11 protein-coding genes and 1 pseudogene are annotated in these 12,459 nt (G+C 70.5%); 8 read left to right on the forward strand and 4 right to left on the reverse strand.

The genetic code is table 11. From position 1 onward, the window contains the following. Nucleotides 1-4 precede the first annotated feature (4 nt). Complete coding sequence (locus ACZ7IF_RS26310) at nucleotides 5-1,021, reverse strand: LacI family DNA-binding transcriptional regulator (RefSeq protein WP_470975872.1); 1,017 nt, start codon at nucleotides 1,019-1,021, stop codon at nucleotides 5-7. Between the two features lie 661 nt (nucleotides 1,022-1,682). Between ACZ7IF_RS26310 and ACZ7IF_RS26315 the strand changes: the two genes are divergently transcribed. Further along, nucleotides 1,683-3,155, forward strand: a complete 1,473-nt coding sequence (locus ACZ7IF_RS26315) for a non-reducing end alpha-L-arabinofuranosidase family hydrolase (RefSeq protein ID WP_470975875.1) — start codon at nucleotides 1,683-1,685, stop codon at nucleotides 3,153-3,155. Nucleotides 3,156-3,171: 16 nt separating this feature from the next. Here the strand turns inward: ACZ7IF_RS26315 and ACZ7IF_RS26320 are convergent, their stop codons facing one another. Further along, the gene (locus ACZ7IF_RS26320) at nucleotides 3,172-3,390 is read right to left on the reverse strand and encodes a hypothetical protein (protein ID WP_470975878.1); all 219 of its coding nucleotides are present in this window, start codon (nucleotides 3,388-3,390) and stop codon (nucleotides 3,172-3,174) included. Between the two features lie 397 nt (nucleotides 3,391-3,787). On the opposite strand from ACZ7IF_RS26320, the gene ACZ7IF_RS26325 reads away from it, so the two are divergent. After that, the gene (locus tag ACZ7IF_RS26325) at nucleotides 3,788-4,297 is read left to right on the forward strand and encodes a TauD/TfdA family dioxygenase (protein WP_470975880.1); all 510 of its coding nucleotides are present in this window, start codon (nucleotides 3,788-3,790) and stop codon (nucleotides 4,295-4,297) included. A gap of 75 nt (nucleotides 4,298-4,372) precedes the next feature. Here ACZ7IF_RS26325 and ACZ7IF_RS26330 read toward each other — a convergent pair whose 3' ends face one another. Both ACZ7IF_RS26330 and ACZ7IF_RS26335 read right to left on the reverse strand, forming a co-directional pair. Next, on the reverse strand, nucleotides 4,373-4,750 hold the full coding sequence (locus ACZ7IF_RS26330; RefSeq protein WP_470975883.1) for a peptidase inhibitor family I36 protein: 378 nt from the start codon (nucleotides 4,748-4,750) through the stop codon (nucleotides 4,373-4,375). After that, nucleotides 4,747-5,334 (reverse strand): hypothetical protein, encoded by a 588-nt coding sequence (locus ACZ7IF_RS26335; protein ID WP_470975886.1) that lies wholly within the window; start codon nucleotides 5,332-5,334, stop codon nucleotides 4,747-4,749. Before ACZ7IF_RS26335 ends, ACZ7IF_RS26330 begins: the two co-directional genes overlap by 4 nt. Before the next feature lie 170 nt (nucleotides 5,335-5,504). On the opposite strand from ACZ7IF_RS26335, the pseudogene ACZ7IF_RS26340 reads away from it, so the two are divergent. The 6 genes and pseudogenes from ACZ7IF_RS26340 to ACZ7IF_RS26365 form a co-directional block, all read left to right on the forward strand. After that, nucleotides 5,505-5,714, forward strand: a pseudogene (locus tag ACZ7IF_RS26340) (ISL3 family transposase); the annotation flags it as partial. A gap of 260 nt (nucleotides 5,715-5,974) precedes the next feature. Continuing rightward, a complete protein-coding gene (locus ACZ7IF_RS26345) occupies nucleotides 5,975-6,433 on the forward strand; it encodes a nuclear transport factor 2 family protein (RefSeq protein ID WP_470975889.1) in 459 nt (152 codons plus the stop codon). Between the two features lie 222 nt (nucleotides 6,434-6,655). Then, nucleotides 6,656-8,095 carry an OmpL47-type beta-barrel domain-containing protein gene (locus ACZ7IF_RS26350; RefSeq protein WP_470975891.1) on the forward strand — a complete coding sequence of 480 codons (1,440 nt, stop codon included), beginning with the start codon at nucleotides 6,656-6,658 and terminating at the stop codon, nucleotides 8,093-8,095. 945 nt (nucleotides 8,096-9,040) lie between these two features. Further along, the gene (locus ACZ7IF_RS26355; protein ID WP_469112906.1) at nucleotides 9,041-9,280 is read left to right on the forward strand and encodes a hypothetical protein; all 240 of its coding nucleotides are present in this window, start codon (nucleotides 9,041-9,043) and stop codon (nucleotides 9,278-9,280) included. Nucleotides 9,281-9,390: 110 nt separating this feature from the next. Continuing rightward, the gene (locus ACZ7IF_RS26360) at nucleotides 9,391-10,197 is read left to right on the forward strand and encodes a hypothetical protein (RefSeq protein WP_470975894.1); all 807 of its coding nucleotides are present in this window, start codon (nucleotides 9,391-9,393) and stop codon (nucleotides 10,195-10,197) included. Then, nucleotides 10,194-12,458, forward strand: coding sequence for an NHLP family bacteriocin export ABC transporter peptidase/permease/ATPase subunit (locus ACZ7IF_RS26365; protein ID WP_470975896.1), 2,265 nt, complete (start codon nucleotides 10,194-10,196; stop codon nucleotides 12,456-12,458). The genes ACZ7IF_RS26360 and ACZ7IF_RS26365 overlap by 4 nt, the downstream gene beginning before the upstream one ends. The last annotated feature ends 1 nt before the right edge of the window (nucleotide 12,459 follow it).

Below are 12,459 nucleotides of genomic sequence, written 5' to 3' on the forward strand. Positions count from 1 at the left end.
TCTCCTAGAGACGGGGCGGGGCGGTGGAGAGGCGGACCTTGAGCTCGGTCGAGAGCTCCATCCGGGGGCTGACCAGGGGCTGGCCGTCCAGCAGCTGGAACAGTGAGCGGGCGGCGAGCCGGCCCATCTCCTCCAGCGGCTGGCGCACAGTCGTCAGCGGCGGCGACAGCCAGTCGCACATCGGCAGGTCGTCGAAGCCGACCACACTGAGGTCTCCCGGGACGCTCAGTCCGCCTTGCCGGGCCGCTTCGTAGACGCCCATCGCCTGCTGGTCGCTGCCCGCGAAGATGGCGGTCGGCGGCTCGGGAAGCGCGAGCAGCTCCCGGGCGCACCGGAACCCGCCCTCGTGCTGGAAGTCACCGAACCGGATCAGGTCACGGCGGACCTCGATCCCGGCCCGCTCCAGCGCGGCACGGTACCCGTCGATGCGGGCCTGGCTGCAGAGCATCTCCTTGCGGCCGCCGATCGCGGCGATCCGGCGGTGTCCGAGCTCCAGCAGGTGCTCCGTGGCCGCGAGGCCGCCCGCCCAGTTGGTCGCGCCGATGCTCGGCACGCCGTTGCCCGGCAGGTCGATCGGGTCGATGACGACCAGCGCCACCCCGGCCTGTTCGATCTGGGCGCGCTGGGCCCGGGTGACCGAGGCGGTGACGAGGATGACGCCGTCGCTGTGGTGCAGGACCGGCAGCGCGGCCCAGCTCGACGGTGTCGCCTCGCCCGGTGGGACGAGCGACACGACGGTGCCGACGCTGCGCTGGGCGCACTCGGCCTCGACACCGCGCAGAATCTCCACAGCCCATGCGCTGTCCAGACCGCCGATGATCAGGTCGACCAGGCCCGACCTGCGCGCCCTCCCCTGCCGCTGCCCGGGAGGGAGGTAGTGGTGGGACCGCAGCAGGCCCTCGATCCGTTCGCGTGTCGAAGCCGCCACATCGGGGCGGCCGTTGAGCACCTTGGACACGGTCGCCTGGGAGACCCCGGCCTCGGCGGCGATGACGGCCAGGGTCGGACGCTGCTCGCTCAACTTCTCTCCTCCGCGCGGACGCCTCGCGCTATCGACAGGTATCGCAAACTTTCGAGGAGTTTCCGGTCGGCGCGAACCGATTGTCAAGCAGTAAGAGGGCTTCCCTTAAAGGCAATTGCGCGAGAAGGCTTGACCGGAGGGCCCCACGTTTCTAGTTTGTGGCAGCGGTGGTTCGAGAAGGTTACGAAAGATTTCGAACTCGACGAGCCGGCTCTCCTCACCCCGGAGGTCCTATGGCGAGCACACCCCCGAGTCGGCGGAGCTTCCTCGCGCTCTCGGGCCTACCGTTCCGTCCGCGTCGCTCACCGCCGCCTGCGGCGATGGCGGCTCGTCCGGCCCGGTGCCGGCGGCCGACGGCAGTGGCCTCCGCCTGGTGGAACATCGCCACCACGGAACCGGGCGAGCATCATTCCGCGCGGCTTCTTCCGGCGCCCTCGCGTTCCACGCCGTCGCCGAGCGGCAGTTGACCGGCGGCCTCACCGCGGGCGCCACCAAGGTCTGGCCGCGCATGCGACCTCCCCTCCCGAGGAGCCGCAGCGAAACGGACGGGGGGCTGGCCACCGCAAAATTGTTAGCGCTAACATCGCCAGTCCGCCGGAGCGCCCGGCGGCCCGCAGACCTTCTCGTCCCCTCTCACCCCCGCCTACGAAGGAGCTCTCCGATGCGGTTCCGCCATCCGTTCCCAGCCCACCTGACACGACGTCTGCTCGTCCTGCTGGCGCCCTTGCTGCTCCTGGCCGCGTTCCTCGGCGCGCAGCCCGCCGGCGCGGCGCCTGCCGTCGACCCGAGCGCCTCGTACGTGCTGGTCAACCGCAACAGTGGCAAGGCCCTGGACGTCTACAACCTGGCAACGGGCGACGGGGCCCGGATCACCCAGTGGACCAGGAACGACCAGAACCAGCAGCTGTGGCGGTTCGTCGACTCCGGCGGCGGCTACTACCGCATCACGTCCCGTCACTCCGGCAAGGTGCTGGACGTCCGGGACGGGTCCACCGCGAACGGCACCCCGATCGTGCAGTGGACCGATGTGAGCGGCACCAACCAGCAGTGGCGGCTCGCCGACAGCCCCGACGGCTACGTGCGGCTCATCGCGCGCCACAGCGGCAAGGCCCTCGAAGTGCAGGGCGGATCCACCGCCGACAACGCGAACGTCGTCCAGTACGACGACTGGGGCGGCACCAACCAGCAGTGGCAGCTCGTCCGGGTCGGCGGCGGTGCCCCCGGCACGTGCAGCCTCCCGTCGGCGTACCGATGGACATCGACCGGCCCGCTGGCGCAGCCCAAGCAGGGGTGGGCCTCGCTCAAGGACTTCACCGTCGCCCCCTACAACGGCCGGCAGCTCGTCTACGCGACGACGCACGACACGGGGACGAACTGGGGCTCGATGAACTTCGGCCCCTTCACCAACTGGTCGGAGATGGCCTCGGCCGCCCAGAACGGGATGTCCTCCTCCACGGTCGCGCCCACGCTCTTCTACTTCGCCCCGAAGAACATCTGGGTTCTCGCCTACCAGTGGGGCAGGACCGCGTTCTCCTACCGCACGTCGACCGACCCGGCCAACCCGAACGGCTGGTCGGCGGAGCAGGAGCTCTTCTCCGGAGGTATCGCCGGGCCGGGAACGGGACCCATCGACCAGACGCTCATCGGTGACGGGACGAACATGTACCTGTTCTTCGCCGGCGACAACGGCAAGATCTACCGGGCCGGCATGCCGATCGGGAACTTCCCGGGCAGTTTCGGCACGACCTCGACCGTGGTGATGAGCGACACGACGAACAACCTGTTCGAAGCCCCGCAGGTCTACAAGCTCCAGGGCCAGAACCGGTACCTCATGATCGTCGAGGCGATCGGCGCGCAGGGCCGCTACTTCCGCTCGTTCACGGCCACCAGCCTGGACGGTTCCTGGACCCCCCAGGCGGCGACCGAGAGCAACCCCTTCGCCGGCAAGGCCAACAGCGGCGCCGGCTGGACGAACGACATCAGCCACGGCGAACTGATCCGCACCAGCGCCGACCAGACCTTCACCGTCGATCCCTGCAACCTGCAGTTCCTCTACCAGGGACGTGACCCGAGGGTGGACGGCGACTACGGCCTGTGGCCCTACCGGCCCGGTCTGCTGACACTGCGGCGCTGACACCGCGGCGGCGGGCTCAGTGCGCCAGTCCGGCACCTGCCGCGGCAACGGTGTGCACCACTGCTTCGAGGAGCTCGGGGCGGACCACCGCCAGGCAGAGGCCGCCCGCCGCCACCGTCATGCCGAGGAACTCCCGCGACGCGCTCCTGCGCCGCCCGGTGTCGCGACGGTCCGCTGTTTCGGCCGGGGCCTGACGGGCCGTGTCGGGTTCTGCTTCGAGCCTGCGATGTGTCATGCCACCAGGCTGAAGGTCCGGGCGCTCCGGCGGCCATCCGGCGATCGTCGGGTACACCCCCGCCGAGTGGCGGGGCAGCCCGCACCGGGTGCCTGCGAAGGCGGCGCGGAGTAGCAGGCGCGGGCGACTGCTTTCACCTGCGGGAGCCGTGGAGGTGACGGACGTGAGGACGCTACGGTGAGTGACCGTGCCCGTCCAGCGTTGGCACGCTGTGGCCAGGCGCCTGTACCGGGGCGCCCGCGTCCCACCATCACGAAATTGTGCGGTGCTGGTTCGGTGCTGGCTACGGAGCTTCATCTAAGGGAAAGTCCCTGTTCGTAGCCCTGATCGAATGAGTTGTCGTACCACTCGATGATGGTCCCTACGCCTCCTGGAAGCGCTCAGCACGCCGTACCCCGTGGACCGCCGCCACGTCACGCCCCAGGGCGAGAGTCCGGTGGTACGCGTGCCGGTGTTCGAGCAGACCGGCGGCCGCGTCCAGGTCCGATGCAATCTCAAACGCATCGAGACCGCCGCCGAACTGACCGGCGAGCCGATACCGCCCGAGCAGTGCGCGGCCCTCGAAACCCTGCGCCAAGTGCTGGCCCGCCCGGAACTGAAGGTCACGATCCCGCTGGAGGGGGGCGACTGCCTCGTCATCGACGACCGGCGCGTCCTGCACGGCCGCACGCCCTACGAGGCCCCCCGACGCCGCCCGCCGACGCTGCCTCGTCCGGGTCATGCTGCGGTGCGCACCAGCCCACGGAGCCGCCCGCGAGCAATAGCCGACCACTGCGGCACCATCGAGGACGGCACCGGGAACCACAGCCGAGCGGCTGCCCCCTGGCTCCTGCATCAACCGGAACGACCAGAGCATGCGGCAGTCACGCGAGCCGTCGGACAGCCCTTAGGCACCAGCCGGCCGTGATCATGGATCCCGCCGCTGCGGGGACGACGATCCACGGCCGCCGGCCCGGGCGGACGGCCGTGTGCAGGTCGCAGCTCAGCAGCTCATGGCCCAGGTGTGGGAATCGCCGTTGTCGTTGGCGGCGCCGTTGTAGTTGACCTCCTGGCCGGGGGTGAGACAGATGGTCATGTGCCCGCCCTGACCGGACCCGGAGTAGACCTTCACGTGGTCCTTGATGCCCGGCCCGGAGATGCCGTGGTTGGCCCAGGAGGAGTCCTCGTCCGCGATATAGCTCTCCCACCAGTTGTCGTCGCCGCTCCAGTTGGCGCGCTGTCCCGTGTAGTCGGCGTGCTCCCAGGCGCAGAACTCGCCGCTGGGGCAGTCGGCCGCACCGGCCGAACCGGCTGCGGCAAGACCTGCGGTGAGGACGAGGAGCGCCGTGGCGGCGGAGGTGAACAGCCTGCTCTTCTTCATGAGGGGTCATGGCCTTTCTGGTGGGGGGTGTGGTGGGCCGCCAGCAGTCGGGCGGCCCGGTGCAGTGCGCGGTCGCGCAACTGGTCGTAGGTGGCGATGTCGCTGCGGTGTGCGGCGCGGACCTCGGCGAGCCGGGCGGGCTCCAGCCGGCCGCGTAGCTCCTGCAGGCCGCTTGCGCCGATACAGCGGGCGTCCTGATCGGCGCAGGCCGCGCGGCGTGCGAGAGCCGCCCGGTATCCGGGGTCCTCCGCGAGCCGGGCCTGAGCCTCGGAGCGCAGGTTGTTCACGGTGACCTCGGCACGGAACCAGCGGGCCTGGTCTCCGTAGAGGAAGCGGTGCGCCTGGGCCAGGCAGCCGTCGGTGTGCGTACGGACCGTGTACCCGGTGGCGAGCGTGACCGACAGCTCGGCCGGGTCGGTCCCGAACACCGCATCCTGCCGCGGAGGCGGTCCTGCGGCGCCACGGGCCGTCAGGCAGCGGTTCACCAGCTCCTGCTGGGCGGCCTTGATCAGGTCACTGCGGGCCGGCTCCGACGTGGGCAGCTTCGGCTGGGCCGATACCGCGCAGCCCCCAGCGCACAACACGGCCAGCACGATGCCCGTTGCCCTGCGACCAGTCGCCCGAATCCGGACGGTGCCTACCCTCACACCGCTTCAAACGATCAAGGGAAGCCGCAGACACGGTGAAGCGCGCTTGCTTCACCGAGCCCGGTGTCCGGGCCCGGATCCACGCCGGCGTCCTGCGCCCGGGACGCGACCTGGCCGAGGTCCGCTCCCACAGCGCCTGCTGGGCGACCGCGAACACGCCCCGCCCGGCCGGTGTCCACGAGCAGACCACCCGCGAACGCTGGCACCAGATCCACGACCTCCTCGACAAGGGCGTCGGCCTACTCGAATGCGCCCGCCGCCTGGCCCTGTCCCTCAATACCGTCAAGCCCTACGCGCGCCCCCGCGAACCCCAAGCCGCGGAAGCCGGCTACGCGGCGCCTTCGGTCTGAAGCCCGTCGTCTGGCCCGCACAAGGGTTCCCTGTCAACGCTGTGCGTGTTGCGGATGCGGCCTTCCCTTCTGTCGGACCTCCGTCGAAGAAGGTGCGCCCTCGCCCTATGCCTGTTGGCCGCTCATTACCCCTGGGGTAATCGACCGCTCTCTCCACCACCGGCAGGATCAAGCACACCGACGGGAACCCCCGACGGGAACCCGGCCGCAGCCGCGAGGAGAACGTCATGTCCGTCGAGTCCACAGCGAACGCACCCAGGTCAGCCACCGACGCGAGTTCCGTCGCCGAGGCCACCCGGGCCGTGGTGCAGAAGTTCCTTGCCGCCCGGGTGGCCGGGGATGCCGGGCGGCTCGTCGTGCTCTTCGCCGGCGAGGTCGACTGGCTGCTGGCCGAGAACCCCGCCGTCCCGTGGATCCGCCCGCGCTCTACCGCCGCCGAATGTGCTGCCCAGTTCACGGAGTTGATGGAGCACACTGTGCCCGAGGACGCGCGCGCCTCCGTCGACACCTTCCTCGTCGACGGCGCCGACGCCGTCCTGATGGGGCACCTGTCGGGGACCGTACGCGCGACGGGAAAGTCCTTCGAGGGCCCGTTCGCGCTGCGCCTCACCGTCGAGGGCGGTCTGATCACCAGGCACCACCTCTACGAGAACAGCCTGTCGATCGCGGAGGCCTGCGCCCCCTGAGGGCGCAGGCGGCTCCCGGTCGTCCGCGCGGTGTGCGGCTGTCGGCAGAGCGACGACTCGCTGCGGGTCACGCCCAAGTCGCACAGGATGCCGTCTCCCACCCGAGGCAGGAACCGCCATGTTCGAAGCCCCCGCCCCCGCCCCCGCCACCGTAGACCGGATGCTGGCCGCCTAACGGCACGCCGCCGACCAGTTCGGCCTGCGAGACACCGGCCGCCGGGTGTGGGGGTATCAGGACTGGACCCGATCGTCTCCCAGGACGACCTGTTCTCCGGATTCACCGCCTCCTCCTCCACCAGGTTCCCCACCGCGGTCGCCATCGCGGTGCCGGGCGGCAACTTCCCGGCGAACACCTTCGGCGACTTCTACGCCGCGGGGACCCAGGCCTACGCGTGCAACTGCGCCCCCAACCGGGTGCGCTGGGGCGACTACTCGGGCACCGCCCGCGACCCCGGCAACCCCAAGGACGTCTGGACCGTCCAGCAGATCGGCGCCATCGCCAACACCGGGATCTTCGGCGGCGACTGGGGCACCGCGATGGACCGCGTCACGCTGTCCCCGCCCACCGTCACCAGCGTCACCCCCAACCACGCACCCGAACTCGCCCAGTGCGTGAACACCGTGACCGTCCGCGGCACGGAGTTCCCCACGAGCGGCGCCACGGTCCGCTTCGGCTCCGTCCCGGCCACGAACGTGAACGTCACCGGGCCCGAGGAACTGACTGCGGATGTACCCCAGCAGGCGCGGGGCACCGTGGACGTCACCGTGACCAACGCCAACGGCACCAGCCCGGTCACTCCCGCCGGCCGGTTCACCTACGACCCGGACACCTCCGCACCCACCACCTTCGCAAGCATCTCGCCGACCCCGAACAGTGCCGGCTGGAACACCACCAGCCCCGCGAACGTCAACATCGGCGCGCTTGACGGGACCTGCGGGTCAGGCGTTGCGAAGATCACCTACAGTGCGAGCGGCGCCCAACCGGCCGGATCCACCGACGTCCCCGGCGCGGCAGCCACCGTGGCCATCACCGCCAACGGCGTCACCACGGTGACGTACACCGCCACGGACGCCGCCGGCAACACCTCCGCACCGCAGACGATCACGGTGCGGCTCGACACCGCGGGGCCGACGATCACCATCGTGCGCCCGGCGGCCGGCACCTACCTGTACCGCCAGCCGGTCACCGCGTCCTACTCCTGCACGGACGCCGCCTCCGGAGTCGCGAGCTGCGTGGGCACGGTCCCCAACGGCAGCCCGGTCAACACCTCGACGCTCGGCTCCCGCACGTTCACGGTCAACGCCACGGACAACGCCACGAACCCGTCCACCAAGACCGTCACCTACAACGTGGCGTACCGGATCTGCCTGCTCTACGACCCAAGCCGCCCTGTCCGCCTGCTCGGCCAGGTCGTGATCAGCCTGCGGATCTGCGACGCGAACGGCAACAACCTCTCCAACTCGAACACCGTGCTGACAGCCAGCCGCATCACCGGCCCCGTCACCAGGCCCGTCACCGGCCGGTTCAACTACACCCCGCTCCTCTCCTCCTACAGCCTCCCCGTCAGCACCCGGAACCTGCCGAACGGCGACTACAACCTCGAATTCACCATCAGCGGAGCGGACACCACGACCCACGTGGCACCCTTCACCCTGCGCTGATCCCAGGCTCCCGTCGGAGCGCACCGGCCCGGCCCCCAGGCTCTCGGGGCCGGGCCGGGCCCCCACCCCGAGGTCATCGAGAGCGTGGGGGAGCTGCGCCGCGCGATGGTCCGCCTCAGGACACGCTGGGGCGGAAGCCCCGCGGCATCGGACGCACGAGGTCGCTCGCCGACGCACGCCGGGTGGTCGAGTCGCCCACTGGTTGTCGGCTTCCCCGCCCGAAAGCGTACGAGCGGAGTTCACGCTGGTTGACGGCGAACTGCGTCTGAGGGCGTCTCGCGCGGAGCTCGAAGCAGGCGGGCTTTCGGCCGTCCTGTCGACACGCAGCTTCATGAGACCGCCGTGCGGCTGTGGGTGGCCCAGGCCCAGGGACAAACCGGCGAGCCGAAGGCCGAGGACAGCGAGCTGGAGGTGAACGAGCGGGCGCAGTCCCGAAGTACGGGTCCGCCTCGCCGTCGAAGAGGCCTACACCCACTGCTCCAAGTTCATCCCCCACCTGGAACCGGCCCCCCGGTCCACGTCGCGCCGCCCACGCCGTGGCCCGCCCCAAGGACTCGGACCAATTCACCGCGTCTCACCCGGTGTGATGAGCCTGTCACCACATGATCCTCCTGGAAATCTGCACATCGCGTGCGTGTGCGTGCCTGCCACCTTCACCATTCGTCGGTATGCCGGATATGCCCCATGCGATTGGTGATCCTTCGTCCTGGTTGGTTCCGTGTGGTCGGCGGGCTGCCCGTATCTGTTACTCGATCTTGCGGAGAAGTTGTCACCATTCGGTGAATGAAGCGGTCGCCCACCCCTGAAGGGGCATCAGCCGGATTGGCTGGCCAGCGCTTTCGCGTGCTTTCATCATGTCCGCTGCGGCAGCGCAAAGAACGGCGTCCGAATTTCCGGCCCGCCAGGCTTCCGCGGAATCCCCCCAACAAATGAAAGGTGCGCATAATGCGTAACTACGTTGAGACCCGTGAGATCGCCGACGACGAGCTGGACGCCGTTTCCGGCGGCCTCGTCAGCGTGTCCGGTGGCCTGGCCGGCGCCGTGACCAGCGACGTCAGCGACGTCGTGGGCCTCGCGGGCTCCCTCCACACCGTCCAGGCCGCGCAGGGCGTCGTCTCCCACGTCCCCGGCCTGGTCTCGGGCATCACCGGCGTTTCGGTGAACGTCGGTCGCGCCGGTCTCTGATCGGGACAGATATCCCCATGAACCCCGGAGCATCCCCCCCACGGCTCCGGGGTTCGTGCCTGGCCGCCCGCGTGCCCGGCCGATCCGAAATGCAGTTGAAGGAATAGTTCGTGCAGTTTCGTCAAAAGGCGCTTTCCAAGCTGCAATCGCCCGAGGAACTCGATCTGCCCGTACGCTTCGCGCGCCCTCAAGGGCGGCTCGTACTGGCCGTCACGGTCGCCGTCATGGCCGCCGCGAGCTTCTGGGCCCTCACCGGCACCGTGTCCTCCAAGCTGAGCGCACCCGGCATCCTCACCCACGGCGAGGGCAGTTACGTACTGCAGAGCCCGGTCGCGGGACAGGTGACCGGCGTCCTCGCCGAGGAGGGCCAGCCGCTGTCGTCCGGCGCGCCCCTGCTGACCGTCCGTACCGACCAGGGCGACCGGCCCGTTCGCGCGGTGACCGGCGGCAGGCTGACGACCCTGGTCGCCAAGGTGGGTTCGGTCGTCACGACCGGCGCGGACGTGGCGACCGTGGAACGCGTGCAGGACCCACAGGATCCGCTCGTGGCCGTGCTGTACGTGCCGGCCGGCAGCAGCTCGACGATCCCGGTGGGCGCCCCGGTCGACCTGAGCGTCCAGTCCGTCCCCCAGCCCCGCTTCGGCGTGCTGCGCGGCCGCGTCAAGGCGGTCGGCCGCGCGCCCCAGACGCAGGCGCAGATCAGCGGCTTCCTCGGCGACACGGGGCTCGCCGAACAGTTCGCCCGGCAGGGCAATCCGGTCGCGGTGTTCGTGCAGCTGGAGCGCTCCTCCGCCACCAAGTCCGGCTACCAGTGGTCCTCCGGGGACGGGCCCCCGTACGCCATCGGCTCGACGACGCCGGTCACCGGCGCAGTCCACCTCGCCGCCCAGCGCCCCGTCGACTGGCTGCTGCCGTGACCGCCCCGCAGTCACAGGTGCCCCAGCTGCCCCCCGCCGGGCGCCGCCGCCAGCGCCCCGAGCCCAAGGGCGGCACGCGCCGCAGGCCCGCCCCCGCCAGGGGCAAGACGCCCAGGACCGTACGCACCCCCACCGTGCTGCAGATGGAGGCGGTGGAGTGCGGAGCCGCCGCCCTGGCCATGGTGCTCGGCCACTACGGCCGCTTCGTCCCGCTGGAGGAGCTGCGCATCGCCTGCGGCGTCTCCCGCGACGGCTCCCGCGCCAGCAATCTCCTCAAGGCGGCCCGTGGTTACGGGCTGAAGGCCAAGGGCATGCAGATGGACCTGGCCGCGCTCGCCGAGGTGAGGGCCCCGGCCGTCCTCTTCTGGGAGTTCAACCACTACGTCGTCTACGACGGCACGGGCCGCCGCTTCGGCCGCAGGGGCGTGTACGTCAACGACCCCGGCAAGGGCCGCCGGTTCGTACCCATGGACGAGTTCGACACCAGCTTCACCGGTGTCGTGCTCACCTTCGAACCCGGCGACGGTTTCCGCCGCGGCGGCCGCAAGCCGGGCGTCCTGGGCGCGATGCCGGCCCGCCTGCGCGGCACCTCGGGCACCATGGCCGCCGTCGTGATCTCCAGCCTGCTGCTGGTGGCGGTCGGGGCGTCGGCGCCCGCCCTGAACCGTACGTACATCGACATGTTCCTCATCGGGGACCAGACGTCCCTGCTGGGCGTGCTGTTCGCGTCGATGGCCGTCACCCTGGTGCTCACCGCGACGCTCACCGCACTCCAGCAGGCCAATCTGCTGCGCGGGCGCATCATCTCCTCCACCCTGGGCAGTGCCCGCTTCCTGCGGCACCTGCTCAGACTTCCGGTGACCTTCTACTCCCAGCGCAGCCCTGCCGACCTGGTCCAGCGCCTGCAGTCCAACGACGCCGTCGCCGAGACCCTCGCCCGGGACCTGGCCGCCGCGGGCGTGGACGCCGTCGTGGTCCTGCTCTACGCGGTGCTGCTGTGGACGTACGACCCCCAGCTCACCCTCGTCGGCGTGATGATCGCGCTGCTCAACGTGGTGGCCATGCGGATCGTGATCCACCTGAGGGCCACCGGCACGCAGAAGCTGCGCGCCGAGAGCGCCCGGCTGACGAACACCTCGTACAGCGGTCTCCAGCTCATCGAGACGATGAAGGCCACGGGCGGCGAGAACGGCTTCTTCCGCCGCTGGGCCGGACAGCACGCGGTCACCCTCGACGTGCAGCAGCGGCTCGGCGTGCCCAGCGCGTGGCTGGCGATCGTCGCGCCCTCGCTGGCCGCGCTCAACAGCGCGCTGATCCTGATGATCGGCGGCCTGCGGGCGGTGGACGGGCACCTCTCCGTCGGCCTGCTCGTCGCCTTCCAGGCCCTGGTGACCAGCTTCACCGCGCCGATCTCCCGGCTGGGCGGCGTCGCCGGACGGATCCAGGACTTCGCGGCCGACGTGGCCCGCCTCAAGGACGTCGAGAACTTTCCCGTCGACGCGGTCTTCTCGCGGCGCGAGCCCCCCGGCGGCACCCGCCGCCTCAAGGGCCACGTCCAGCTGGACCACGTCACCTTCGGCTACAGCCCGCTGGACGCCCCGCTGCTCAAGGACTTCTCCCTCTCGGTCGGCCCCGGCCAGCAGGTCGCGCTCGTCGGCGGCTCCGGCAGCGGCAAGTCCACCGTCTCCCGCCTCATCTCCGGCCTCTACACCCCCTGGGAGGGGGCCATCCGCATCGACGGGATGCGGCTGGAGGACATCCCGCGCGGCGCGCTGGCCGCTTCCGTCTCCTTCGTCGACCAGGACGTCTTCCTCTTCGAAGGCACCGTCCGCGACAACGTCACGCTGTGGGACCCCTCCATCCCGGACGAGGCCGTCGTCGCCGCGCTGCAGGACGCCGCCGTCCACGACGTGGTCGCCCGCCGGCCCGGCGGCATCCACAGCCGCGTCGAGCAGGACGGCCGCAACTTCTCCGGCGGCCAGCGCCAGCGCCTGGAGATCGCCCGGGCGCTGGTGCGCCGCCCCAGCATCATGGTCCTCGACGAAGTGACCAGCGCTCTGGACGCGGTGACCGAGCAGGTCATCATCGACAACCTGCGCCGCCGCGGCTGCGCCTGCGTGGTCATCGCCCACCGGCTGAGCACCGTACGCGACAGCGAGGAGATCGTCGTCCTCGACCGGGGCACGGTGGTGGAACGCGGGCGGCACGAGTACCTGGTGGCCGCGCAGGGCCCGTACGCCCAACTGGTCAAGGAGCACTGAG

It is taken from the genome of Streptomyces sp. NPDC037421, assembly GCF_055602105.1.